Here is a 26,912-nt window from a genome sequence, read left to right as displayed (position 1 = left end):
ACCAGCGTATAGCGCGAATCATTGGGAATCCTCGGGTCCGGTCGGGGCCTCAGACATCATCGTCCGTCTCGGCGTTGGTGATCATACGCCTGCCCACTTCGCTTCGCTCAAGCGAAGAGGGTGAACAAGCGGAAGCTTGTTGCGCTATCGCATTCCCGTCTGAACCCGACAGGGCGCCCCGGTCGCGTGCCACCAGATCATGGACCGGCGGTGCCCGCAGCATGTCCCAGAAACGACGCGACGCGGCCGGCCACGCATGCTCCGCAAGCCAACGGGCCTGTCGATCGGCATGGCGGCCGAGGCGATCGCCATCGTTCAGCAGCGATTCGATTCCCCGCTCGATGTCATCGGCAGAGGTTCCCGGCAGCCGGTGCACGACCGACGCAACGTCGTCGAATATGGGGAGAGGCGTACAGGCGACGGGCTTGAGGGAGGCGAGGCCGAACCGGACCGCACCGCTCGAGGACTCCTGGGTCGTCTGATAGGGAAAGACCAGCAGATCCGCCGCCTGGAGCATCGCATGGGCCTGCGCCTCCTGCAGGTGCGACGTCATCATCGTCACGGACCCACCATGCGGATGCCCCGCAATCCGGGCGCGGCACCGGTCCGCCTCCGTCTCGGAGACGGGATCGGGATACAGAGAGGTAACGAGAAGCAGATGGAGGTCCGGGTGGCGCTGACGCAGGCGAAAGAAGGCGTCCAGAAGCACGCCGAAGCCTTTGTCCGGAAGAAGATACCCGAAGCAGGCGAGCACCCGCTTGCCGGTGATACCGAGACTCCGCCGGACGTTGGCGCGCTCGTCGATGCCGAAGCTGGGCGTGCCGTGAGGAATGATCGTCGCCACCGGGTCGAGCTGCAGGCTCTTGAGCCGGTTCAGGTCGGCGACACCGTGGACGAGCAGCCGGGCCGCCCGGGCGAGCGACGGCTGGATCTGGCGAAGCGAAATCCGACGCTCGGGCTTGGCCACGTCCATCGTCGAATGCAGGACCACATGATAGGGGATGCCGTCCGCCGCCAGGCCGTCGAGCAACCGTCCGAACGCCTCGATGTCGAAGAACCCGAAATTGAACTGCACGACGACCAGGTCCGGCCTGGCGCGATGGATGGCATCCTGCAGTTCGGCGAGATCGTCGTTCCATCCCTGCCGCCAGCAGCGCTGCACGAAAGGCTCGTCCGGCTGGAGGGGGGCGTCGGCATGGCTCGCCATGACCTGGAGACTGCCGCGAGGAAGGACGGATGTCTGATGTCTCGCATAGGAGGCGATGCCGCACCGCACGTTCCATGTGCTGACGAGAACGACGCGGGGGCGTTTGCCTATGGCCGGCAGCTGGTCGAGCCTGTCGACCGCCTCGCGGGTGCGCGCCGCGACCCTGGCCCAGGTGAAGGGGCCTTCCATGAGGCGCCTCGCCCGCTCGGACCTGGCCGCACGAACGGCCGTTCCGCTCGCATGAACCTCCTTCAGCGCCCGCACGAGGTCGGTTTCGTCAGGCTCCGCCCAGGCTGAATTGAAAAGGCCGAGATGGCTCTCGGCATAGGCGTAGTGGAAGTCGATCAGCCACGCCGTGTCATCGGAGCAGAAGTCGAGAGCCCCGCCGTGGCGCGTCGTGATGACGGGGAGGCCATGGCGCATGGCTTCGGCGAGCGGCAGGCCGAAGCCCTCGCCGCGGGAAGGGGCGACCAGGGCATCGCTGCCTCGGTAGAGCGCCTCGATCGCATCGTCGCCGAGGTCGTCATTGATGAACTCGACGGCCGCATGTCCGGGAAAGCGGTCCGCGAGCTCCTGCAGCCATCGCTCCGTCTCGTTGTGGGGATTGGGGAAGGTCTTGATGACCAGGCATACCGGGTCTTCGGCGCGGAACGCCCGCCCCCAGGCCCGCAGCAGGACATCGATGCCCTTTCGGGGAAAGCCGGACGAGATGTGCAGGAACCGGAACGGCTCCGCGCCGCGCTCGCGAGGATCTTCCTGGCGCGGTGTGAGGGCATCGGTATCGGCGCCGTTGCCGACGACGGCGATCGGCACGCGAACCCCATTGCCGCGGAGCACGTCCGCAACGTAGCGGGAGACGGTCGTAATGAGGTTCAGCTCGCGATTGAATTCGTTGACCCAGTCGGCCCGCAAGCCCGACTCTTCCCAACCCCAGCTCGCCAGCACGCGCGTCGCCGAGGACATTCCCGTGACGCGCGGCGGATAGAGGTTTCGAAGGCCGATGGACGGACGGGCCATTCCTTCCCCGTGGCGCCACAGGGTCGCGATGTCGGGGGCACGTTCCAGGAAGGCCGGGTCGGGCGGAAAATCGCCGGGCCCCTCGGTCGAGAGGAGCCCGATGTCGACGCCCTGGTGGTCCAGCGCCCGCGCCAGCGCGCGATTGACGGCCGCCAGGCTGTAGGAACTGTCGAACGGACCTTCGAGTCGCCAGGAGCGCGGCGCTTCTGCCGGTGGCGACGAGATCGGCACTGTCACGTCGATGCCGCCCTCGTCCCGCAGGAAGCGGGCCAGAGCCTCCAGGGTGAGATCGCGCCGGAAGCGCGCGATGTTCTCTCGACCTGCCAGGATGAGACGGCGGCGAAGTTCGGGTTCGTCCGCAATCGTCCTGACGACACCCGCGACCGTCGCCGGATCGTCGTTCTCGAGCAGCAGTCCGCCGCAACCCACTGTCTCGGAAACGGCCGAACTCGCCAGCGCAACGACGGGCAGGTCGGACGCCATGGCTTCGATCAGGGGGACACAGAAGCCCTCATGTTCGCTCAGCGAAAGGAAAACGTCGCATCCCCGATAGAGGGCGCGGAGTTCCGCATCGGAGACCTTGCCGAGAAAGCTGACGCAGTCGGCAATGCCCAGGTCGCGGGCGCGCGCGGCGAGTTCGTCGCCAAAGGGGTCGCCCGCGCCGACGCCGCCGGCGAGAAAGAGATGAGGCGCGCGCGGATGACCGTCCCGCTTCAGGTGCCGAACGACTTCCAGCAGCTGGTCCTGCCTCTTGTTGGTGACGATGCGGCCGACGAACAGAATCTTCACGGCGTCGTCCGCCTGAAGTGCCTTCTCGGTCACCTCGTCGACGCCGCCGCGGGCGAGCGTGTCGGGATCGATCAGAAGCGGCAGCGCCGTGGGGCGTTCGTAGCCGAGCCGCCCGAGCTGGGCGGCGCTGTACCGGGAATTCGCCAGGCTCGCGGTCATCCGGGGGCGGAGGGTGGCGAGCTGCTGCCAGGAAACGTCTGCGAGGTGGGCCAGCTCGCCGCCCTCGGAGAAGTATTCCCCGGGCGTTATGTTGTGAAAGATCAGGATCTTTCGGCATTGCAGGCCGTCCAGCCAGTCGAAGAACCGGATCGCCCAGGAGAAATGCACCAGCAGCAGGATACCGGGATCGTCCTGGAACGTGGGCGCGGACCGGATCGTGCCAGCCAGTTCCGGGGCCACGTCCTGGCAGAAAATCTCCGACGGAAAGCCCAGCTCCAGGACGAGCTGCCGGGTGTAGAGCAGGCCGTTGGTAATGGCATCGCCCTGGGCCGAGCCGCCATGGAACTGATGAATGGCCGTCGGCTTGAACTTCATCACTGCTTCCGGGCAATCACGGCGTAGTCCTGTGGCCCGAACATCAGTTCGTTCAGCTTGGACGCCGTCTCGGACTGCTCGGTGACCAGCGAAGAGGCGGGATAGGGATTCAGTCGCAGAATCTCGATATCCACGAAGCCGGCCTGTTCGGCGAAGAAGTCGGCCAGCTGCGGCGGGATCGGACGCAGGTGCGTCGGATCGTAGTGGAACGTGGTGGCGCCCACCTTGATGCTCTCCGGATTGGGAGATTCGAGCATCAGGATGCCGCCCGGGACCAGCGTGCGCCGCGCTTCCTCCAGGAACGCGCGCAACGCCTCGAGAGGCAGATGCTCGATCACATGGAAGGCCGATATGGCGCCCAATGCGCCTTCGGGCAGTGTGCCGAGATGCGTGAGGACGTCGGCGCGGCGCGCCTGCAGTCCCCGTTCCGCGCAGAACGCCACGGCATGCTCGTTGGTATCCACGCCGTACGCTTCGAGACCGGCTTCCGCCAGCAGCTCGAGCCATTCTCCGCGGCCGCAGCCGACATCGAGCAGCGGGCGACCCGGAACCGCCGGCAGATGCGCCCGAACCCTGTCGAGGTAGGGACGCAGCCGGCCCTTGATGTCTTCGATCGAGCCCCGGAAGCGGTCCTCGAACGCCAGGTAGATGTCCTCGCCGGGACGCGGCCGGAGGGCCGGCGGGTCTGGCGGGAGGGGGAGGTTCTCGTCGCGGTCGAAGCGGTTCAGGCGCCGGCGTTGAAACTGAAGATCCCCGCGCAGTCGGACGATCACCCTGTCGCGCTTCGCCAGGTCCTCGTTCAGCGCCGCGATGGTCGCATCCCGGGCCCGGCTCTCCTCGACATACCGGTACCCCATCATCCGGACATCCCCGGCGAGCCCTTCCAGCCGTTCCCAGAGCAAGGCCTTCTCCGCCTCCCACATCTTCTTTCCGCGCCAGGGATCGAGGTGATTCAGGATGCGCCGCAGCAGGCCCGGCGGGGCGGTGTCCGGAAGGGGCCGCGCGGCGATCGCGTCGGGGGCGGGGATGCCGTCGGGTGCCCGCGGAGAAGGATTTGCCAGCGGAGCCGTCGCCACGAAGCTCGAAGAGCGCTCGGCAAGTGCTTCCATGTCCACGTCTTTGATCTTGTTCGTAAACATGCCCTCGTCCTTGCTGACGTCAAACGGCGCGCTTCGCGAACCGGGGGTGGTCACAGCTTGTTTGTCGCGACGACGGTCGGTTGGCACGCGATCCCGAAACATCTTTACGCTGTTGAGTAAAGCGACTCGCATACCGTGCTGGTATAAAAGACTGCCTCTACCTTCTTAAAGGTCCAAAGGTCCTCTTGGGGATGGTGGGTGCCGCGGCAGCGGGCGAATCCTGATGCCGTGATACCTCGAGACCGCTTGCCAGGGGCCCGGAACTGCTCGGCTCGACCAGAAATCCAGCGCTTACTTAAACGAGGAGATACGCAAAATGGCTGCTACCAAGGCGCAAATCGCCGCCCTTTACGTTGGGTATTTCAACCGGGGTGCCGACCCGGAGGGCCTGAACTACTGGCTCAGCCAGACCCAGATGTCCGTCGTCGAGATCGCCAATAGCTTCGCGGTCCAGCCGGAAGCCAAGGCGACCTACGCGTTCCTCGCCACCCCGAACCTGCAGTCGGTCCCCGCGATCGACCAGTTCATCACCGAAGTCTATCAGAACGTCTTCGAGCGCGCGCCCGACCAGGCCGGCCTCGAGTTCTGGCGCAACGAGATCCTGAACGGCAAGGCGCCGGGCCGGGTCGTCGTCGACATCGAGAGCGGCGCCCAGGGCGACGACAAGATCATCCTCGACCGCAAGACCGAGGTTTCCGCCTACTACGCCGACAAGTTCGCGCTGAGCGGCGATACGCCCTGGACCGTCGAGAAGGATCTGGGCAATGCGGCCGATGCCCTCGACGGCGATCGCGCTTTCTGGCTGTCGGCCAATGCCGTGACCGACGCCAAGGCGCATGTCGACGTGCTGGTGGCTGAGTCCTTCGACACGGTGTTCGAGCTGACGACCGGTGTCGACAACTACACCGGTGGCCCGGGCATCAACGTCTTCAACGCGGCCCTCGCGGTCGGCATCGATGGTCTCGTGGCCGTCCAGACGCTTCAGGGCGCGGACACGCTGACCGGCGGTGGTCTCGAGGACACGCTGAACGCCGAGCTCAACAACACGGGCACGACGCAGAACCCGACGATCACCGGCATCGAGGTCTACAACCTGACCTCCTTCGCGGGCCCGATCTTCGGCAGCGGCAACCTCGATCTCGACCGCGCGTCGGGCTACGAGCAGCTGTGGAACCGCGACTCGCGCGCCGACCTGACCCTGATCAACGTGCGGGGCGTCGACGCCGGCGGCAACGCGCCGATCCTCGGCATGGATAACGTTCGCGACTCGACCTACAACATCGACTACGACACGCTCGAGATCGAGAACCAGCTGGTCGTCGCCGACCGTGTCGGCACCGAGTTCTCGCAGGTCGAACTCGACATCGACGGCGTCGTTGGCAACATCGGCACGCTCCAGCTGAACGTCTCCAACGGCGTGTACCTCTTCCTCGACGACGAGGCGGCGGACATCGAGAACCTGATCATCGCAGGTTCGGGCATTCTCGAGCTCGAGGGTGAAGACGACTTCGTCAACCTCCAGACGCTGAATGCGGCCAACTACACCGGCGACCTCAACCTCGACCTCGGCGGCAGCACCGTCCTGTCGAGCGTGATCACGGGCATCGGCGACGATCGCATCGAAGTCAACCATGCGGCGGTCGACGGCGGCTTCTCGGCCGACCTCGGCGACGGCGTCAACATCCTGGCCATCGACTCCGGCGGCTGGTGGGATCTCGACAGCAGCGACATCAGCGGCCTCAACTTCACGGGCGGTATCGCGAACGTCCAGACCCTGGCCTTCGATGACGATGTCCGCCTCGACGGCAACGCTACGCTCGATCTGTCTGGCTTCGATGCCGATCTGACCACGATCGCCTTCGACCAGGAGCTCGACGGCAATGGCTGGCTGCTGACGCTGGCCGATGCGCCGATCGATCTGATGATGCACGTGGAAGGCAGCCTCGACTGGCTCGAGCTGAACACCGGCAATGTCGTCAATCTCGACATCACGGTCGATGGCATGGAGCTGGACCTCGACGGGCTGTTTGGCCCGATCGTCGGCCCGGCCGTGCTGGAGACGCTGGATCTGGTGCAGACCGCTGCCGGCGGTGACATCTACCTCGACGTCTTCGGCACCGACAATGTCGGCGCACTGGAGATACTGACTGCTACCGGCGCCGGCGATGTCGATGTCGAACTCGACGATACGGCAACTGGTGAGGGGATGGACGCTCTGCGTACCGTTTCCGTGGTAGCCGCGGTGAATGCCGAGCTGGTCATGACGGGCATGGCGGGCACAATGCAAGTGCTCGGTGTGCAGCAGATCGATCAGCTCACGGTCGACGTGAGTTCGAGCGGCTTCCCGACGTATAACGCGTCCGGAAACGCCGTTTTCTCCAGCGGCGACCTTGACGCGGGTGTGGTGGCCACGACCTACAGCACCATCGGAAACTTCCTCACTCCGGGTGCTGCCTACGACATCGGCACTGCCTTCGACATCGCGAACCAGCTCGATGCATTGAGTGAAATCGATGCAACGAACTTCGTGGGCATTTTCCCCACGAGCACGATCACTGTTGAGTGGCAGGATTTCGGTCCGATGTCGCCGCTTCTGCAGGCGCCCGGGACTGGCGCAACGTCGGGAACCATCAACAATGGGCCGTGGGACTTCACGACTATCGTTGCTGGCGTCACTCCGGTCGATATGGTGCCGGGTGAAGGTTTCGATGATCTGGAGCTCGTCTCCGTCGAAGCCACGACCGGTAATGCTGACGTCGAACTGACGGACGTGTACGGCTTTTTCGCCCTCAACGTGGTTGCTGGCAGCGGTGCCGGCGACAACGCCTGGGTCGACCTGAGCAACACGAACGTCATCAACGTTACCGTGGCCGGCCATCACGTCGACCTGGATATCGGTGACGAGGCGAATGGCACGATCGGCAACTGGAACCTGGAGACGGCGACTGTCTCTGGTGTGACCGCGGTGGTCACCCTGGAAGACGATCTCCGGGACTTCACCGTGCTCGATGCCTCCGGTGTTCAGGACGTCGCCGCGAGCGACGTGTCGTCCCTGACGCTCAATGTCAGCGACGCCGACTACGATCTGGCCGCCGGCGAGTTCGTCACCTACAAGATCGGCGCCGCCGATACGGTGACGTCGGATGCCAACGTCGCTCGCGAAGTCTTCGACTTCGTCGGAACCAACATCGGTGTCGTGACGATCGATGGGTTCAATGCGGGTGCGGATCCGTCGGCCGGCGACCGTCTCGACCTGTCGTCGTTCGGCATCACGGGTGCGGGTCAGCTGATCTTCACCGATGTCGGCGCCGATCTCGTGATCAGCGACCTGGGTGCCGATGACTTCACCGGCTCGATCACGCTGACGGGCCTCGCCGGTCAGACCAACAACGTGGCGACCTTCAACATCGTCTACGCCTAATCGGGCTGGACGTTGAATTTGGCGGGGGAGCTTCGGCTCCCCCGCCTTTTTCATGGGTGAACGATGTTCAAGCGGTTCGAGTTTCTACAGCCGGGTAAGCACAAGGACCTCCGTTTCACGGAGAGCGAAGGGTACTCCTACGCCGCGACCGAGGCGTTGATCCCGCTGGTGCTGCACGAGATTCCGGAAGCGACGCGCGAGTTTCCGATCATCTTCCCGAACAATGGCCAGGACATGCCCTGCGCCCTCGTCGGCCTCGAGCCGGGGCAGAACGCCTATGTGGGCGAGGATGGACGATGGCTCGGAACCTATGTGCCGGCGCACCTGCGTCGGTATCCGTTCCGGTTCGGGAGCGTCGCCGGCCGGGCGGATCTGATGCTGGCCTTCGATCCCGACGCGCCTCATTTCAGCGGCGACGAGGGCCAACCTGTGTTCTCCATCGACGGAAAGTTGTCGCCGGCCGTGGAACGCCGGGTGAATCTCCTGAAGCGGGTTCAGTCGGAAGCGGCTGCGACCCGGCAGCTGGTCCAGCAGCTTCGCGCCGCCGGCGTGCTTGCCGACAGGACCATCACGATCCGGCGACAGGGTGAACCGGGGCAACGGATTTCCGGCCTCCAGGGCGTCGACGATCAGAAGCTCGCGGCCCTTTCCGACGTCGATTTCACGAATCTTCGCCGCGGCGCACTGCCGCTGGCCTATGCGCAACTCCTGTCGTGGCCGAATCTGTGGCGGGGGCCCCTGGTGAAGATGTATCCGGATCTCGGCAGGGAGACGGAACGATCCCAGTCCCTCTCGCTTGAGCAGTCGACCATTGACTTCTCGTTCCTGAGCTAGAAATTCCACCCCCGGGGCTTCCGGTCGGTCGGTGTCTCGCCAGGAATGAACCGTGAGGAGTGCCAGCAGCATGTCGACCCCCGCCCCGCGTCCGTCCCTGGCCTGCGGCTATAGTCCCCAGGAAGATCGCCTCGTTCTCACCGTGAGCGACAACGAGGCGAGCCGATCGATTCATTTCACGCGGCGGCTCACATCGAAGTTGGTCAATGCCCTGGCCCACGTACTGGAGCGATCGAACGAGGTGGTCGGCAAGGTCCCGGCGGCCCTACGCGACGACGTGATCCTGCTGGAGCATATTCAGGCGCTGGGGCGCGCTTCAAAGGCACAGAAGCAGGTTGCCCCCCAGACGGATGCCGCCCGGGCCGCCGCCGGCGCTCCGGCGCGCACCAAGAGCGCGCATCTGGCGGTGAAGGTGACGATCGCGCCGAGCCCGCCGGGCTTTCATTTGATCCTCTTTGGCCGGTCGGGGCCGTTGCTCCAGGCCCGCATGAATCGCGAGGAACTGCATCGCTTTCTCGAACTGTTCCGGGGACATGCGGAAGCAGCCAGCTGGAACCTCGTCATGGAGTCCACGTGGTTGCAGTCCGAACAGAGCGACATCGTCATTAATTAACGCGAAAGCGTAAAATGATTGTTCCTTCTTTCCCCGGGTTCGGCGAATTGCGGCATACAGGCCCGTGAGGCTGAAGGTCCAGCCAACGAATGGAGAGGGTGACATATGAGTGATCTGCCGAAGACGATTTCGATCGATGGTAAGAATCATGCCGTCGAAAGCCTGTCGGACGCTGCCAAGAAGCAGATCGCGAATATCCGGGTCGTCGACCAGGAACTCGCCCGCCTGGAGACTTTGACTGCGATCGCCAAGACGGCGAAGGCCGCATACTCCCAGGCGCTTCGCGGCGAACTGCAGAAGGTCGAAGTCCAGTAACTCGCTGCGGAACTCGAGGCCTGCGACGGCTGCAAACCAGCAATAGCGATCGAAGCCGTGCAGGGGCCCGACACAGGCCTGCTGATTGCTCCGCGTGAGCGGCCGAGGGAGCGGGGGTGAGGGATCAAGGTGACCGGTTGGCGGCATCTCAAGTGGGTTTGCGGCGTATCGATTGCTTGCGCGGCGATCGTACTGGTCCCCGCGATTGCGATCTGGGGCAAGGACGCAAACACGCGCGGTCCCATTGAAGTCTCGGGACCGCTCATCTCACGCGGCTATACGGATGTGAGGGCGGAGTCCGCGCTCGTGGCGGGGGATCCCGCGGGCGGCGAGCTGATCGCCGATCTGAAAGTGCGGGCGGGCGATGACGTGCGCAAGGGCCAGGTCCTTGCGCTGCTCAGCAACGCGGCAGCGGCGGAGCTGGACGTCGTGACGGCCAAGGCCAATCTCGAACGGGCGCGCTCGCAGGAGCAGTCGATGCAGTCGGGCTTTCGCCGGAGCGAGGTCGAAATGCAGGAGGCTTCGGTTCGACTGGCCGAAACCAACTATCGGCTGAAGGAGCTCGAGCTGGCGCGAACGACGCTCGCGCCGGATGAGCGCGAGCTGCGCATGGGTCTCCTGCTGCAGAAGGTCGATGAAGAGAAAGCCAAGCTGGCCGTCAAACGGCAGCGGCTGGACTACGATCTCGCCGGCCTGCAGACGGAACTGGCTATCCTCAAAGACCGTCTCGCGGAGGCGGAACTTGCCAGGGAGCAGACGCTGGTGCGTGCGCCACTCGATGGTGTGGTCACGGATGTCTTTGCTCATACCGGCGAGTTCGTCTTTCCGCGCGGAATCCTGCGCATCGTCGATCTCGGGCGAATGCGCATCTACGCCGACGTCGATGAGGTTCACCTTGGCAAGTTGAAGAAGCACGGCAAGGTAGAATTCACCGTGCGCGGAGACACGAACGTCTATGCCGGCCGTATCGCGAGACTGCCGAGCACCGTGAAGCGCACCAAGATGAGCGATGCCGATTTCGGTGAATCGACGGCCAGACTTGCCGAAGTGGAGATCGAGCCGGTTGGTGATGCCGCGATGGCCAGGTTGATCGGCCGCGAGACGAGGATCACCTTTCACTAGGGTCTTTCCGATCGAGATCGGATCACCGTCATCCCCAGCCTCATGCTGAGGAAGCCCCCCCCCTCGAGTACCTCGGGGTAAACTCCGGGCCGTCTCGAAGCATGGGCACGAGCACCACCTTTGTCGCCCATCCTTCGAGACGCCGCGCAGGCGCGGCTCCTCAGGATGAGGTGGGTGTGTGGGTGAACTTGAAGCGGAAAGACTCTAGGAAGGAATGGATCCGCAGCCTTGGCGTGTAGGCTCCGGATTCACGCCCGCATCACTTGCAGGGCGCTGAGCGCCGCCTGACCGCCGGTTTGACGGATCGACCGGCGGCAGCCAGGTCGATCAAGGCGTCTGGCCGGTTGCTGACGGCAGGTGCGTCCGCCGATGTGGAGGGCTGCGCGGCGCCCTTCGCCCTTGCCCGAAACAGGGCGAGTTCCGGAAACTCCCGCGCCAGATCCTCGAGGCAAAGGTGAACGCCGGAATACTGCGCCACGATCTGACAGAGCCCCAGAATGGGAAGGGACACCTGAGACGTCCACTGCATGCGTACCATGCCGCTCTCGAGCGCCGACTCACTGGCTTGATAGTGTAGCCATTCCTCGGGCGGAATCGCCGAGACGCCCGTGTCGGAGTAGGTCGTCGTCCGATAGGTATGTCTAGACGACGTGCATATTGCTCGTACAGTACCACCCGTCAGGTGATCCAGGAGCGCGCCATGAAGGCCGCTGGACTCACCGGCGGATGGCAAGCCGTCGACGACGGAGCCGATCGGCATCCAGTCCGACAACAGGATATCCATCTTCTGGGCCAATATCGCTCCTCCAGTGAAAGCACTGTAGGGGCGGCAGGCGGAATGCGGACGGGATCGCAATACCGATTTTCTGCAATACTTCCGCGCCTCGACGGAGTCAGAACATCATCTGACCCGTCGCGGGCTTCCGCTGCTCACGATGAACACTGGTTGGAACACCGGTTCCCAAAAATCATTACGGCATCGCCAGCCGGAGGCAGCGCTTGCTGCACTGCAGGTTGCACCCGCAGAGGAAAGCCAGTCACGCTGGCAGCAGCGAAAATCAGCTGCCTTGGGTGTCGGAGTTCGAAGGGGGCAACGACGTGGAGGGTCTCGTCGCGGCTTCCGCTCTGGCGAGCTCTGCCACCTCTTGGAAACGTCGGCGATACTCGGCAACGGTGAGCTCGAGCTTCGGTGTTGCGCGGGCGAACCGGCTCCTCATGTCGCTTCCGTTCGAGACGATCGACGCGAAGCCCAACGTGGCAAACTCTTTCAGACAGTTGCGGATCGTCGGCTCGGAGAAGCGGCTCGAACGGTAGAGGTCCTTCAGGGGGCGTGGCTTGCTCTTGGATTTCAGGAGCCACACGAGAACCTCATTGCCGACGGCCGTATCGGCCCCCGGCAAATTCTCACGCTCCCAAAGATGCAATTGTTCCAACGCGCGCCAAAACATCCCCGTCTCCACACCACCCGTACTGAGTCATCGCAATCAGAAAATGCATAGTTTGGAAGCCAGCAACAAATCACAGAAGTTAACTACGCAATTCGGTTCAGCCTATCACGGGCTTCCCGAAGGGTAGAAGGAAAAACCAGTATTCGACTGAAAATTGCCCGCATCCGTCGGTTGAAAAATCACAGAGAGTGCGCGCGCCAGGTGGACGGAATGAGGAATGATGCGAAGTTTGCATTCGCAAATGCAACCACGGTCGAGATCCGCCGCACGACCGCGGATGCGAATTACAAACGCTCTTCTACTGGTACGCGGCTCAGTCGTTCGGCAAATTACACAGGCTCAGATGCGGTACGCCCGGTGTCGCGTGGCGGACGTGGGACAGAGATCCGGACAAACGTGCAGACAAACATGCGTTCCTCGGAGAGGAGGCAATCACCGCATTCGAAAGATGACCCAAACGCTAGGATGATGGGACGGGGACGCCACACCACCTTGAATCAAGAACGCGTTATCAACGATCCCTGCGGACAATACCCGTGGTGACCGGGCTTGCACCCCGCGCAGGTGATCCCTCGCTCGGTCGAACGCGGACCCGCTGCCAACGCCGATTCTCGCCCGCTTGCCGCGCCTCAGCGAGACCAGATGATGAAGGCCCGCAGCAGAGCCGCGACGCAGCCGCCGACCGCGCCTGAGAACGCCAGGGACAGGGCGCGCGACACGACGGCCGAGAAATCCGCGGGAGCCGCTCCGAAAACCATCGAGCCAACCGCAACCACAGTACCGAGCGCCGCTCCCAGCAGTGACCATCGACAAACAAGCTGCAGCATATTCCACCTATCAACCTGCGACGGAAGTAAGGACGATGAAGAGGAGCCGGAAGCCTCGATTACGAAATTGTCTTGTGTCGGTTCCCGAGCGCGAAGAAATCGACGGGTCGCTTCCTCCTTTCAAGCCACGGTCTCCGGAATCCTGTTTTGGCAACCGAGGAGCCGTCGATTGCCACGTCACATCCGCATCATGAGGCCTAAATGGGGAGAAGTTGGAATATACAGAAAGGACTTTTCGTATTTATTCTTCCCCATCTTCTTCTTTTGATCGTGCGTTCGTGATCACAATCGCCATCCCAACGCGCACCGATAAGCAGGAACTGGAGGAAAGGATCATCATGCAGGTGAGTCGCGAAATCGATGTCATTGCCGATCAGGCATTCCTGAACCACCTGGAATCGCTTCAAAACTGGAAGAAGAAGACGCTTCCGCTCCTGATGATGCCTCAGGGCGAAGAAGTCGTTACCTGGTTGATGCGGCCCGGCTACCCGCCACGCCCGCTGAAGGATCTTTACGCGAACAGCCGCTTCTCGGAACCCACGATCAGGATCGTCATACAGTCTCTGGTCGATCGCAAACTTGTGGTATTTCACTGTGATGAGAGCGATCAGAGAGTTCGCTTGATCCAACCGACCAGGAAGTTGGTTCAGATACTCGACGAGTATGTCTCTCGAATCCAGAGCTGCTCGATCCTGCAGGGCGCCGGGAGTCTCCAGTAGCAGGCACGGCGCCAGGAACAGGCCCAGGGGAACGAATGTTTTCCGTGTTCAAGAAGAAGCCCGTTACCCAGGCGCCCGAGGGCCTGATCGATGTCAGGGCACTGATTGCCGCCAGCACCTTGCCGTCGCACCTGCGGCTTGCCGAGGCGTACTTCCAGAACATGTCCCTGGCGAGCGGCGAGTTTCGCAAGCCGTTCATGGGCGCCGAGGCGGTCCAGCTGGTGCCCCTTCTCGGCGTGATGCTGTCGCACCTTCGATTCCATAGTGGCGTGCGCATTCTCGACTTCGGATGCGGGACGGGGTGGCTCTCGCAATCACTGGCTTTGATGGGCGCCGAGGTCGTTGCCGTGGACCCCTCGGCCACCGCACTGCGCCTCGCAGAGGCGAACACTCTTTCGCGATACCCCGAATTGAAGGGGAGGATCCGCTATTGCGAATTCGACGGAGAGCATCTCGACGTCGAGGACGGGCAGATCGATCGAGTTGTGTGCATGGATTCGTTTCATCATGTCCCCAATCCGGACGTGATCCTTCGTGAGTTCGGGCGAGTGCTGGCCAATGACGGGCGGGCTGTCTTCTCCGAGCCGGGCGAGAATCATTCGCGGTCTGCGGAGTCCCAGCATGCGATGCGGACATTCGGCGTGATCGAAAACGATATCGTCCTGGCCGACATCTGGCCCCTGGCGCAGCGGGCGGGATTCAAGGAGCTGAAAGTCGCGCCATATGCAGTCCCCCCGCTCTTGAGCCTGCAAGAGTTCGACGACCTGCGGTCGCGCGCCAGGGCGAAGGCGACGATGAACAAGCTATTCACCGACGTCTATTCCTCGCTTCCCACGGGTGGGCGTCAGTTCGTCCTGATGAAGGACGAACCTGCGAGGGACAGCCGCTTCCGCGACGGGTTGGCCGCCCATCTAACGGCCAAGACATTCAGTGACGGGCCGCTTCTGAAAATCGATCTCGTTGCCAGGAATACCGGCACGACGACCTGGAGACCGTCGGGACAGACGGCCGGCTCGGTCAATGTCGGCCTGATCACTCGCGGACCTGGAGGCGACTGGGACTATGAGTTCCGCCGGTACCGTTCCATACCGGCTCAGGTGCATCCCGGCGAAGTCACGACCGTCACTCTTACGATAGCAAAGAGTGAATTCGAAGGGCGCGAACTCTACGCAGACCTCGTCGCAGAACAAGTCATCTGGTTCGGGCAGAATGGGGCTGCGCCCATCCGGGTCTTCTGAGATCGACGGTCGCTCCGGATGGCCGCTCAAGTGCCCGTCAGGCGATCCAGTGTCGTGCGCGCGTTCCTGCGGTTCACGAGGCCGGCCGAGATGACGGTTCCGAGAGATATGGCAGGGGCCTCGATGTAGCGATAGACGATCGCGGAAAAGGCGATCGTTGCCAGCGCGCAGAGGCCGACGAACAGTATCGGCGTGACCGGCAGATCAGGCGTCAGCGTCGCATGCGCGGTGGCGAGCAGACGCATTATGGCAGGGTGGAAGAGATAAAGTGAAAAGCTGATCGTGCCCAGGTAGCCCAGAACGGGGCTCCGGATGCGGATCACGAACGCCAGTCCCACGAATGCGTAAAGCCCCAGGGCGAAGGCGCCGTATTTCATCAGAGCCCACCGGGCGATCGCGGCATCGTGTTGCTGCGTCACGTATACGAAGAGACCGGTTGCCGGCACCACGACCAGCCAGAAGACTCCCAACAGGATGACCATGGAAATGGTCAGCGGCGTTGCCCGGTGGTCGGCGACCTGACGGCATGCCGCACTCCAGAACATGATGGAGAAATAGGCGGGCCATTCCATGAAGCGATCCGAAATGAAATCCGGCACGAGAAAGTGCATGCTTTGAAACGGGCCGGCCGCTGCCGTGAACGCAAGGTACCAGCCGCTCGCCAGCGCCAGGGCGATCCCGCCAAGCACGTTGCCCTTGCCGATGAGGCCGGCAAGAAACAGCCCATAGCACGCGACGTAGAAAACGAGCTCGACGGCCAGCGTCCAGTACAGACCCTCGAGGTCATCGTAGCCCAGGAAGGTCTGGAGCATCGATATGTTGGCGATGACCTGTGCGCCATCGATCCCGGTTCCGCCCAGGCAGAAGCTGATCAACACCAATACGAGAATGGACAGCCAGTACGCCGGATAAAGGCGGAAGAAGCGTCGGACCGGGAAATTGATCCTGTCGGTCGGGCCGCGCAGGCTGGCCGGGATGACGTATCCGCTGATGGCGAAAAACAGGAGTACTCCGGCACGGCCGAAGTCCAGCGTGAACACCGGAGTGAGAATCCAGGTGTCGATAGCATTGCTCGGGAATACAGCGACAGCGAGTTGCCCGGTGTGAAGGACGAGAACCATGAGAGCCGCGATGGCTCTCATGCTGTCGATGTAGGCGAACCTCTGTGGGGCAGTCATCGTCCGCTGGCATCCTCGACGTCGCGACAAAGATCAGGTTGTAAAAGTGACGCGTGTAGAGTGCGGAGGTCCCTTGATTCGGGCGGAAGGTCCGCGACTGTCATTCGGATTGGATCGACGAAGGGCGGGCCTCGCCTGCCATCAAGACTGCTGCTCGGGTTTCCCGGTCGCCTTCAATGAAGTTCCGTCGCCTGGAGAATTGCAGCGTCTCACTTGGAGTGCGTGATGCGAGTGCCAAGAGCGCAGACGCGTATGCGATACTCCTCGGCGAGGGAAAGCATAAGCGCGGTAGGCCGGGTAGCCTTGCGTCGGTTGTCGTCCGGATCCGTTTCGACCTGGGCAAGCTTTCGTGCAATGAATTCCTGAAGCATACCCCGTACGGTAGGCTCCGAGTGGATGGCGCTCCGATACAATGGCGTCAGCGGCACCGCGCCGCCGTCTCGGCGCAGCAGATAGTCGAAGACCTCAATGCCGGCGGGGCGATCGAGCATTGGGAGGTGCGTGCGCTTCCATCGACGCAAGTCTTCGATCGCCGCCGCGAATTGATCGTCGTTCATTCATCAAGTGTAAACGCCGGAAGAGCTTTATCGATCAGCAATCAACCAAGGCAGTTTACGCTATAATTCAATGGTACCGCCGAGGCGAGACCGCAGCGGTACTGAATCCGAGAACGGATGAGACAGGAGAGCAGGGGGTGCCGCCGAGCCGGCGTGATATCCCGGGATCGGTCAGACGTGATCCACGCCCTCCCACGCAGGCCGGGTAAACAGGCCGGTCAGTTGCACGACCAAATCGGAACTGTCGGGCGAGCTGGCGTCGGCGGCGTAGAGGTCCACGAGGTCCGCAGCCTTGACGACGCTCGCCCGGGAGATCTCGACGACATCCGATACCAGTCGCGCTTGTTCGAGATTGCCGAGCCCCTGTGTCACGGCGAAGTAGGTGCCGACAGTGCTGCGATTGAGCAGATACTGGGCATCATCAGAGCCCCCTGAGGGTGCGAAGGCGCCGGCAATCAGGGCGAGTGGCAGCTGGTCGAGACTGAGGCGCCCGGTATCGACTTCACCAACCCAGTAGTCGAAGCCGATCGCATCGGGAGCTCGATGCAACAGGTTGAGATAGGCCTTCGTTACGGCGTCCTCGACACTCGTCGATGTCACGAGTTCCACCGCCTCGGATGATGCGAAGAAACTCCGGGCGATGTCGGACATGGACATGCCTTCCGAAAATCGGGCGGCCCAGTAGTACAGGCCCTGCGAGTCGGGTGCGCGGTCAAGATAAGCCGAATACAGGTTCGCGATAGACGCAAGGGTGTCTGCGGGCGCGGAGGCGGCCTTTACCAGCGACGTCAAATCGAGCGATCCGTCGGCGAAGCCGAGAGTCTGAATGCCTGTAAGGGAATCGGTTCCGTCACTGCCGACGCGGTCGTGAACGGTGATCAGCCGGGAGCCCGCCTCGATGGCGACGGCGTAGTTTTCCGAAGGCGCCCAATAGAGAGCCTTGTTGTGACCACCGGCCGCTGTGATCGTGTCGTCGCCGCCGCCGCCAAGGAAGTGGTTCAGCCCGGCGGTTCCGACCAGGCGATCCGCGGTGGCGGTTCCGAAGATCGTATCGAGCGGCGTGGAACTCCATACCGGTATGGTGATGCCATCCTTCAGGCCCGTCGGCGCGAAGGAAGCATTCTGCGAGAAGATCCCGTACTGGGCCTGGACCGGATCGGCATTGGCCGGCTGATCGAAGGCATCGAACGCAAACAGCGGAACAGTCTTGCCGCCTTGAGCATACTGGGCATTGAGCCAGGCGAAAATCTGATCGTAGACCAGATCCTGGTTCGGCTCGCCGTAGTAGGTCGAGTACCCGGTCTCGCCCACGAACGGCTCCACCTTGCCATTCAGCGCCTGATCGACCGAGTTGAAGTAGGAGATGACGGGCGCGTAGTTGGTGGTAGCGGCCTCATGACCACTGCCGTCGGCCGGGGTGTACTGGTTGAAGAGAACGATCGGCGATCCGTTATTCCATTCCGGGCTCCAGTTCGACTGGATGTAGTCCGTCGTTCCGGTGGCGATCGCGTTGGTCGATCCATAGTTCGCAATCGTCGTCGAAATGGGGATCGACCCAAGACCGGCGGCCGCGAGCGAGGCCTTCAGATTGGAGAAGGACTGGTTGATCCAGGTCTGATAGCTGGCAAAGGCGGGATCGGAGGGCGGCGGACCGTTCGCATCGACTTCGTTTCCCAGGAGGATCATGCTGAGCTGGGCCTTGACGGCTTCCGCACTGCCGAAGGCCCCGATGATCATCTGGACCCATTGGTCGGTGTAGGCGGAACTCGTCATCAGGCCTGCAGACCATGGTGTTCCGTATCCGCCGGCCGCGAGCGCGTTGTTATTCGTGCCCATGACCAGCTCCAGCCCGGGATTGGCCACGACATACGAGATGACCTGCTGCTGCGTGGGGTCGATGATCGGGTCGGTCGGGTTGATCGTGCCGACCGCCGCATCGTGAAACGTTTTGATCAGTTTGAAATATTGAGTGATCTGATTGAGGTCAGCGTTGATGTCGTAGCCCGTTCGACCGCCGCTCCAGCTCTCGTAGTTGATCCCTAGATTGAAATTCAGGGGGGTATTCGTGGGCACGAGGCTGCTTGGCTCGTCTAAACTGGACAATTCGGGCTCCTGGTGTGCTTCGGCTTGGAGCAGTTTGCCTGACATCACCCAGTGCAGCTCCCGTTATAAGAAGATGCTTTGGCAATCCCTTTTGCCAACGTCGCAGCGCACCCCGCGTGGGCAGGCACCGACGCGCAGGATCCACTCGACGACGGCATGACGCCCGAGGCAGTGACGCCGGGAATGGAGTATCCTCGTTCGCCAGCACGCCGTGACGTGCGCCGCGGATGGCTACTCGACATCGATCTTGTAGTGATATCGCTCGATCTGCCCGGTGTCCGTTTCCGCCTCGATGATCAACTCGTCTCTGCCCAGAAAGCCAGCATTGGATTGGTAGAAGATCACCGCAACGGAAGTCTCGATTGGCGGGCATCGCGCGATCTTATCTGTCTTCAGCTTCGCCGATCGTTCCGACATCTTGCCGTGATCGGGTTGATCGATGACGCGAATGACCACGGGTCCGGAAGTGCAGTCGGGCTTCACGCGACCGAATATTCCGATTTGCGTCGGCTGCCCGGCCTTTGCCGTGGCGGTACGCTCGACGATGCGAGGCTGAGCGACTGAGAGACTGGCGACAGTGCTTGCCGCCACGAAGGCCAGCAGAAACTTGAAATTCATTCAGTCTCCTTCCGTCGCCCAGTGTGTAGGTGGAGCCAGTGTTTGAGGCGAGTTGTCGTCAGACACCGACAGTTCGCTCGAAGAAGGGCCAGTGTGAGTCGACATGGGGGCAGCGCGCGCGTTCGGCGCATCCGCGAAAGAAGTTTGTGGCAGCGGCCGTCGATCGGTTTGCATCGAGATTGGCATGCCTCACCCGCGTCACATGACCCACCAGGCGTCCAGGCCGGGTCCCGTTCACTGTGCCCAACAGCCTAGACGGGGCCGCCGCAAGTCTCAGGACGTCTCAAAAGGATCTTTGGGCAGTTTCGCTAGAGTCGTGATGCCTGGCGAGTAACCTGACCGGAACCGCTTGCTTTGGTCTCCCGATCTCACAAGCGGCTAGGCCCTGCTCGATTGACCATCGGTCGAGTGGGGCCAACTTTGCGCGTTGCCTCCACCCGGTGTCCTGGCGGGCGATCAAGTGCACCCGGCAGCGGGTGCATCAGCCCTCAACGATGGGTAAACGTGATCCCGTCATAGGGTGCAAAGGCCAGCCGATCGCGCGTGAGCAGCGACTTGCATTCCTCCTCGAGCTCCCGCGGGTCCGGCTGACGCATCGGAACTTTCGTCTCGACGAGGGCAAACTTGTAGATCCTGATCAGCACCCCATTTCGCCTGCAATCAACAACCCTTCGCATCTGCTCCTCTTGAGTGCCGGCAGCCCGTTGGCGGCTTGGCTAGGACCCTCCCTCGTCCAGTCGTCGACCCGCAATCCAAGATGACGAAATGTCGTTTTGCGTAGTCGTCGGCCCCGCGGTCCAACCGCACCAAGGGGCCCGCAAGCACCAGAGCCATCAGAGCAAGACATGCAACGGACCAATGCGGTTCGAGCGCGTCTCGAATCCCGTTCAAACATCTCTGTCGGCGCCCGGCCAAACTGGATCGCTTGGCCGGGTCAACGGGTCGGTGACGTCACACGGATAGGCCGAACTCGAAATCGGCGGCCGTGAGCGCGCTGGCAAAACCGACAAGCTTGATCGTTTGCTCGCCAGAGGTCGTGACGATCGTATCCCCGCCGACCTGAACGATGTCGAGAGCAGCGAAGTTCGCCACCCCGTTCTGCAACACGATCTTGTCGCTTCCCTGGCCGAAGCTGAGGATCTGATCCTGACCATGCGCCGCGAGATCGAAGACGAAGCGATCGCCGCCGGGCGTGCCCGACAGGACGCTGTTTCCTGCGGCGTCGAGGAAGACGTTGCCGGAATACTCGCCACCTTCGTTCTGAACGAACTGCACGCCTGTGTTGCTGCCGCTGAAATCGTTGTCGATCACATCGGTATCGGAACCACGCACGCGCAGCGCCGGCGCGACGCCGCCGGAGTCGCCTGAAAAGACGTTGCCTTCGACACGGCCGGTGACGACATCAAGCGTCACTTGGGTATTGCCTTGCAGAACGTTCTCAGCGCCTGCGCCCTCTTCGAGTCCGCCGGTGCGGCCGGTGACCTCGTTATTGGTGAAGGTCACGTCCTTCGTGTATTGGACGCTCGCGCCGCCGCCGACGACCACCAGCTGCCGGGGAAGGTCGGGAGTTGTGAACTGGGCGGAGAAGTAGCTTCCCTCCCATGTTTGCGCCGCCGGTCCCTCGCCCGCGAACGTTGCTCCCGAGAAGGTGTTGCCGTCGATCAGCAAGCCGTCGATCGCTGCGTTGTAGTTCGCCGTCAGACCGCTATCGCCGCCGGCGACGATAGTGTTGCCGATGATCGCCAGGTCTTCGGAAGCGTTGCTCCCGGCGGTGGCAGGCCCGCCGTTGATGTAGAGCGCCGCCCACTCAATGCCTGGATTGGGATTGTCCGCGCCCGTGATGGTGAAGCCGTGATTGCCGTTTCCGGCGACGCCGCCGACCGTGACGTCATCGACGCTGGCGGCGATTTCAACGGCGGCGACTCCCAAGCCCGACGTGTTCTTGATCTCGGTCAGGGTGCTGCCGAACACCGATAGCAAGGTCAAGGAATCGTCTATGACAACACGTTCGTCATAGATGCCCTGCCCGACGACGATGGTCGCGCCCGCCCCGGCGGCGTCAATGGCCTCCTGGATGCTGTCGAAGACGTCGAAGGTCGCCGCCAGATCATTGTTGAAGACCCACACTGTATTGACGGCCGCATGCAATTCGTCATCCATGTCGGCGCGATCGATACCGTGAGCGACGTCCCATGCCGCCGCCGCCAGGGACGCTTTGGCGTTTGCCTGGATTTCGGCTTCTGTTCCGACATTGCCGCTCACCACCGGACGCCCGCCAAATTCCAGGCCGACCTCGGTGCGAGGCTCCTTCTCGAAATCGGGCGGATTGCCCAGGAACTTCTGCCGGATTCCATAATTGCCGATATTGGCCAGAAGATTGTCATGCAGCGTCTGCTCGCGGAGTTCGGAATTCGGAACCCCGGCGACTTTGGTCTGGACGACATCAAGGAAGGGATCGCCACCATCCTTCAGATGCGTGGCGTACAGTTCGCCCAATCGCACGAACGCCAGGTTCGTGGAGACGTCGCTGTTGGGCCAATTCTGGTAGTACTGACCGTCCATCGTGGCCCAGAAAAGCATGAACTTGTCGGCCGAACTCATCGCACCATCGACTGTCACGCTGTTCCAAACGGCCGACGGATTGTTGTCGCCGTCCTTGGTGATGCGCGAGATGTCGATCACCGGCAGGAGCGGCTGATTGCCGACGGGAGCGACGAACGCCACGTCGGTAATGTTCAAGGCGGCTGTTCCGACAAGATTGATCGCGACGCCGTTGGCCTGATCGTCGGTGATCGACAGCCCGCCGCCCGCTTCGACTGTCAGCGCGAAGCCGCCGAGATCCGTGTCCTCCGAAAGGGAGACCGCCCCGACGACCGTCGCGGTGAGACCGCCCGTCGCCGCAATATGGCTGAGATCGACGGCTTCCTCGCCAAGACCCGTCACAACCACGGCGCCGGCACCGGTGACGACCAATTCGTCCGCTTGGCTGGCGGTGATTGTAAGAGTTACACCCGCCGGAACTTCAAGGGGGCTGGCGTCTTCGCGGATGACGCCGTTCTCCACATCCCACAGCTTGGCAGCAGCCGTGTCCGCCGGATTGTTGCCTTCCGCGAGCGGCCGGTCGCCATAATCCTTCGCTTCCTCCGAGCGTGGGTCGAGCGCGCCGAAGCGGGCGGCGATGACGCCATCCCGTAGATTTCCGAGAATATTGTCGTGCAGGGATTGCTGGCGGCCTTCGAAATTGGGAATGCCGCCGACCTTGGTCTGCACGATGTCCAGAATCGCCGGATTCCCGGCCGCCAGATACGCGACATATTCGTTGCCAAGCTGGACGAAAGCCTCATTGACGGTCACGTCGCCGTCCGGCCAGGCCGCGTAGTACTTCTGGTCCATCGTGACCCAGAACAACTTGAACTTATCGACGATATTGGGGACGTTGATGGCGCTCCAGACGGCCGACGGGCTGTTGTCGCCATTCACGCTGACGCCGGCGATGTCGATCGGCGGCAGGGCGGGATTCGCGGCGTCAAGTTCGTCAAAGCTGACGTCGATCGTCAGCTTTGCGCCGTCGGCCAGATCGATATCCGCTCCGTTCGCCTGCGCCGCCGTCAGGATCAACTCGCCGCCCGCCGCGACCTCGAACGCGTCGACAGGGCCGAAACTCGTCGCCGACAGATCAACCTCGCCCGTCACCAGGGCCGTCACGGCTCCCGTCACCGCAACGCCCGACAGGTCCGTCGTCGCCGTCAGCCCGACCACCACGACCGAGCCTGCGCCGGTCACGGCCTGACCATCAGCCTGTTCCGCCGTCAGCGTCAGAGTCGCGCCCGCTGCGACCTCGAACCTATCCACCGAACCCAGATTGCTGTTCGCCGTCACGTCGAGATCGGCCACCACCGTTGCCGTTACGGTCAGGCTATCCGCCAGGTCCGACAGGTCCGTCGCCGCCCCAAGGTCCGTCACCCGAACATTGCCTGCGCCGGACAGCGAAGCGCCATCCGCCTGCGTCGCGGGCAGTGTCAGAGTCACGCCCGCCGCGATCTTCACCGCGAGAGCGGCGAGATCGACCCCTTCCGCCAAGGTCACGTCGGCATTGAGCTCGACCGTCACGCCGCCCGCAACCGCGATCCCGGCAAGGTCGATCTCATCTGCCAGCCCGTTCAGCACGACCGAGCCTGCACCTGTCACGACAAGACCGTCGGCCTGTGCCCAGTTCAGGCGCAGCACGCCGCCCGCCGCCACCTGGAAGGCGTCGATTGGGCCGACGCCAGCCGTGAAGTCAACGTCCCCCGTCACCACCGCCGTCACCGAGAGGCTGGCGGCAAGGCCGGCAAGATCCGTGTCTGCCGCAATCGACTTCACCACGACCGAGCCTGCGCCTGCGATCGAAGCGCCGCCGACCTGCGCTGCCGACAGTGCCAACGTCCCGCCTGCCGTGATCGTTATCGCTGCGCCAAACACGCCGACAACATCGCCCGGATAGCCGCTTTGCCCGGGCAACAGGGCCACGCCTTCGGCAACGCCGACCATATCGACATTCGACGCGACGACCCCATGGAGTGCGACCCGACCCGCTCCCTGGACGGTCCGACCACCAACTTGAGCGATGGAAAGCGGCACCAGGCCAGCTGCGATCGTCAAGCTGTTCACGCCCGTGAGATCGACGCTGGTCCAGTTCGCAGTGACGACGCTGGCGGCAGTTCCCGCGCGTACGGCAAAGATCGTAACAGATCCTCCGGCCGGGACGACATCGCCGCCCGCCACCTGACCCGCAATGCCGGTGATCGTCACGGGGCCCGTGGCGACACCGTCGAAACTCAGGACGCCTTGCCCGTTTACGACGAGGCTGAACGCAGGTTCAGGCTCGGGTTCTGGCTCTGGTTCCGGCTCGATGCCGGGCACCTCAACCTCGGCCTCTTCCACCGCTTCAGCAAAATTCTCGCCGGTGAAAGCTTCACTTGCCGCGCCGACATCGCCGGCGGCGGCGCCTTCGCGCACTGCGTTGGCGGCGTTCCCCTGCGCAACCGTTTGGGCTTGGCTGATCTTGATGATGCTCGCTGCCGGATCCGAGCCGGCCACGGCTTCATCGACCGTCGTGTTGGCCGAGACGGCGATGCGGGCGACGTCGTCCACCATGCCGGCGATCGTCTCGGGATCAAGCGCATCGACGCCGGGCGTGGCCGCGAGCGCGTCCGCGATCAGGCCCTTCACGGTATCCGGGTCGCTGAGATCGAGCGTGTCCACACTCAGCAGGCGATCCCCCACCTGGTCCAGGAACATGGTGAAAAGGTCGCCGCTGTCCCCGTCCGCGACGCCGCTCCCAAGGGCCGAGGCCAATGAAGCGATGTTGACGAGCTTGGTGATGCCGGCCTGTACTTGAACGGCAAGCGCCTTCTCTGCCGCGCTGGCGTTCGGGTTGGCGATGACGCCCAGCGGGTTGAAGTTTGTCAGCTCGACATCCGCTGGCAATCCGAGCGCCTGCTTCACAATGGCCTCGGCCACCGACGGCGAGAGGCCGCCCGTCTCCTGGATGCGTGAAATCAGTGTAGTTAACGGACTCACGGTCGCGGAGCCGTCCGGCGCGCGCAGCGTGCCATCGAAGGCAATGCCGGTGACGGCATCCACGCCGCCAAAGGCGATGATGGGGCCGCCATAGCCTTGGTCGAACTCGTAGCGGCCCAGTTCGTCGGTGATTGTCGTCGGCTCGCCGACGTCCAGCACGCCGTTCTCGTTCAAATCGGCGAAAACAGTGGCTCCAGCGAGCAGGCCATCGATGACGACGCCTGAATCGGTCACCAGCTTGGCGACCACGCTCTGGGCAAAAGCGATGCCCGCGGCGAGGCTTGCCGGATCGGCGCCGACATCGACTATGGTCGCGCGTGCATCGTCGAGGTTGTCGCGTTCGCGCCAAATGGCGCCGGAGCTCTCAAATGCCTCGAGATAGGCGTTGCCGGCCTCGACCTTGTTCTTCACGGCGCCGATATCGTCGCCAAAAGCTTCGGTGACCTGGGCGCCGCTGACGATGTCGACGATAAAGTCGCCGATATTGATTCCCGCCTTGAGGCGCCCAAGGAACTGCTGGGTCCAATAGGCCAAGCCTTCGTCATCAGGGCCGCGATTGAAGAGATTGTCGTAGATGTCAATGATCAGGCCCTGGACCGCAGCCTCGCTTGCTCCTCCAGGCGCGGCCAGGACCGGGAACAATGCTTTCGCCTCATTGCTCAACCGGAACGACTCGGAAATATTCTGGAGTATCTCCTTGCCCGTCATGCCTTGGGCTACGGCAACGGCGTAGTCATTTTCCCAGTACGCCATGCCCTCTGGGTCGGGGGCGCGACCGAAATAGGCGATATATATGGTTGAAAGCTGATCTTGTGTCGAAAGACCCATAATGTCGAAACTCATCACGCCCCCTAATCTTTGCTTCCGTCTGTCTCGACGCTGCTATCGCCTGGTGCATTTTCGCGTCTGAATTTCAGTACATATGATGCTAGAAAGGGATGCGTGGACTCTACCGGCGATAGAGTAAGAATAATTCGGCACCGTCGATGTGGAAACTAGGGCGGCTGTTTCGGGCTCGATGTTCGCATGCTACGCGCGGGTCGTGCCCCGTGGTGCTGTATCTGGCAGTAGCGAGGGAGCGGCCTTGCGCGGTGACCAACGTGATGATGAACCAGCGCACGCTCGTGGAAGAAGACGCCCGATATCGATGTGCTGGCCGCGGCGAGAAGAGCGCGGTCCGGCTGGCAACGCAACGGCTACCGTGACCGGGAGGCCGGGCCGGACCAGTTGCGCAGAACGGTGATCAAATGATTCAGAGCTGGCCTGTGGAAATCGACCCTGCCTCGATCAACTCGCGCTTGCGGATAGGCACGGTCGGCCTGCGTGCACGGGTTGTCGTTGTCGCGGCCATCCTCTCTGGTGGGGCGTCGCCGTTGAAGAACGATCGCTTGCGAAGCGCCAGAGCGCCCAGCATTCAGCACCGAGTGCGTCTTCTCCCACTCTGCCTTCATGTCTCGGATTTGTTGCGAGAGGACCATGCTTTCGACCTGGTCAATATTCTCTGGAGAAGCACCGAGATCTCACTGATTGCCAGGGCGAAATCTAGTTCCCTTGGCTCTTGCATCGACATGCGGGTCCGGAGTTGATCCAGTAATTCCTGACACTTCTTTATTGCAATCGCCAACGCTCCCCTTCGAAGTCGAAGCACTGTTTCGGACGGATTTCGTCAGG

General features: G+C 62.7%; 18 protein-coding genes. 7 read left to right on the top strand and 11 right to left on the bottom strand.

From position 1 onward, the window contains the following. Positions 1-49: 49 nt before the first annotated feature. Positions 50-3,547, bottom strand: a complete 3,498-nt coding sequence (locus ACT6UX_RS01290; protein WP_444773327.1) for a glycosyltransferase — start codon at positions 3,545-3,547, stop codon at positions 50-52. Next, entirely contained in the window at positions 3,547-4,686 is a 1,140-nt protein-coding gene (locus tag ACT6UX_RS01285; RefSeq protein ID WP_444773326.1) for a class I SAM-dependent methyltransferase, read from the bottom strand. Before ACT6UX_RS01285 ends, ACT6UX_RS01290 begins: the two co-directional genes overlap by 1 nt. A 316-nt stretch (positions 4,687-5,002) precedes the next feature. On the opposite strand from ACT6UX_RS01285, the gene ACT6UX_RS01280 reads away from it, so the two are divergent. The 5 genes from ACT6UX_RS01280 to ACT6UX_RS01260 all read left to right on the top strand — a co-directional run bounded on the left by ACT6UX_RS01280 (position 5,003) and on the right by ACT6UX_RS01260 (position 10,991). Further along, a complete protein-coding gene (locus ACT6UX_RS01280; protein WP_444773325.1) occupies positions 5,003-8,107 on the top strand; it encodes a DUF4214 domain-containing protein in 3,105 nt (1,034 codons plus the stop codon). A gap of 63 nt (positions 8,108-8,170) precedes the next feature. Next, positions 8,171-8,941, top strand: coding sequence for a SapC family protein (locus ACT6UX_RS01275; protein ID WP_444773324.1), 771 nt, complete (start codon positions 8,171-8,173; stop codon positions 8,939-8,941). A gap of 70 nt (positions 8,942-9,011) precedes the next feature. Continuing rightward, positions 9,012-9,554: a hypothetical protein gene (locus tag ACT6UX_RS01270; RefSeq protein ID WP_444773323.1), complete on the top strand. Its 543-nt coding sequence runs from the start codon at positions 9,012-9,014 to the stop codon at positions 9,552-9,554. Between the two features lie 105 nt (positions 9,555-9,659). Then, entirely contained in the window at positions 9,660-9,869 is a 210-nt protein-coding gene (locus ACT6UX_RS01265; RefSeq protein ID WP_444773322.1) for a hypothetical protein, read from the top strand. Positions 9,870-9,998: 129 nt separating this feature from the next. Next, entirely contained in the window at positions 9,999-10,991 is a 993-nt protein-coding gene (locus ACT6UX_RS01260; RefSeq protein ID WP_444773321.1) for an HlyD family secretion protein, read from the top strand. A gap of 259 nt (positions 10,992-11,250) precedes the next feature. Here ACT6UX_RS01260 and ACT6UX_RS01255 read toward each other — a convergent pair whose 3' ends face one another. The 3 genes from ACT6UX_RS01255 to ACT6UX_RS01245 all read right to left on the bottom strand — a co-directional run bounded on the left by ACT6UX_RS01255 (position 11,251) and on the right by ACT6UX_RS01245 (position 13,197). Continuing rightward, positions 11,251-11,787: a hypothetical protein gene (locus ACT6UX_RS01255; protein WP_444773320.1), complete on the bottom strand. Its 537-nt coding sequence runs from the start codon at positions 11,785-11,787 to the stop codon at positions 11,251-11,253. 262 nt (positions 11,788-12,049) lie between these two features. Beyond that, on the bottom strand, positions 12,050-12,439 hold the full coding sequence (locus ACT6UX_RS01250; RefSeq protein WP_444773319.1) for a hypothetical protein: 390 nt from the start codon (positions 12,437-12,439) through the stop codon (positions 12,050-12,052). 629 nt (positions 12,440-13,068) lie between these two features. Next, positions 13,069-13,197 carry a hypothetical protein gene (locus ACT6UX_RS01245; protein WP_444773318.1) on the bottom strand — a complete coding sequence of 43 codons (129 nt, stop codon included), beginning with the start codon at positions 13,195-13,197 and terminating at the stop codon, positions 13,069-13,071. Positions 13,198-13,544: 347 nt separating this feature from the next. On the opposite strand from ACT6UX_RS01245, the gene ACT6UX_RS01240 reads away from it, so the two are divergent. Next, positions 13,545-13,985, top strand: a complete 441-nt coding sequence (locus ACT6UX_RS01240; RefSeq protein ID WP_444773317.1) for a hypothetical protein — start codon at positions 13,545-13,547, stop codon at positions 13,983-13,985. Positions 13,986-14,020: 35 nt separating this feature from the next. Beyond that, complete coding sequence (locus ACT6UX_RS01235; RefSeq protein WP_444773316.1) at positions 14,021-15,223, top strand: methyltransferase domain-containing protein; 1,203 nt, start codon at positions 14,021-14,023, stop codon at positions 15,221-15,223. A gap of 26 nt (positions 15,224-15,249) precedes the next feature. On the opposite strand, the gene ACT6UX_RS01230 is transcribed toward ACT6UX_RS01235, so the two are convergent. From ACT6UX_RS01230 to ACT6UX_RS01205, 6 genes are all read right to left on the bottom strand, one after another. Then, on the bottom strand, positions 15,250-16,401 hold the full coding sequence (locus ACT6UX_RS01230) for an acyltransferase family protein (RefSeq protein WP_444773315.1): 1,152 nt from the start codon (positions 16,399-16,401) through the stop codon (positions 15,250-15,252). 209 nt (positions 16,402-16,610) lie between these two features. Next, complete coding sequence (locus ACT6UX_RS01225; protein WP_444773314.1) at positions 16,611-16,958, bottom strand: hypothetical protein; 348 nt, start codon at positions 16,956-16,958, stop codon at positions 16,611-16,613. A 171-nt stretch (positions 16,959-17,129) separates the two neighbouring features. Continuing rightward, entirely contained in the window at positions 17,130-19,106 is a 1,977-nt protein-coding gene (locus ACT6UX_RS01220; RefSeq protein WP_444773313.1) for a DUF4214 domain-containing protein, read from the bottom strand. A 186-nt stretch (positions 19,107-19,292) separates the two neighbouring features. After that, positions 19,293-19,679 (bottom strand): hypothetical protein, encoded by a 387-nt coding sequence (locus ACT6UX_RS01215; protein ID WP_444773312.1) that lies wholly within the window; start codon positions 19,677-19,679, stop codon positions 19,293-19,295. A 488-nt stretch (positions 19,680-20,167) separates the two neighbouring features. Further along, entirely contained in the window at positions 20,168-20,323 is a 156-nt protein-coding gene (locus tag ACT6UX_RS01210; protein ID WP_444773311.1) for a hypothetical protein, read from the bottom strand. Between the two features lie 307 nt (positions 20,324-20,630). Beyond that, on the bottom strand, positions 20,631-26,084 hold the full coding sequence (locus ACT6UX_RS01205; protein ID WP_444773310.1) for a hypothetical protein: 5,454 nt from the start codon (positions 26,082-26,084) through the stop codon (positions 20,631-20,633). Positions 26,085-26,912 lie beyond the last annotated feature (828 nt).

It is taken from the genome of Reyranella sp. (genome assembly GCF_052439685.1).
Lineage (GTDB): Bacteria > Pseudomonadota > Alphaproteobacteria > Reyranellales > Reyranellaceae > Reyranella.
This window is presented reverse-complemented; position numbering and strand designations above follow the sequence as displayed.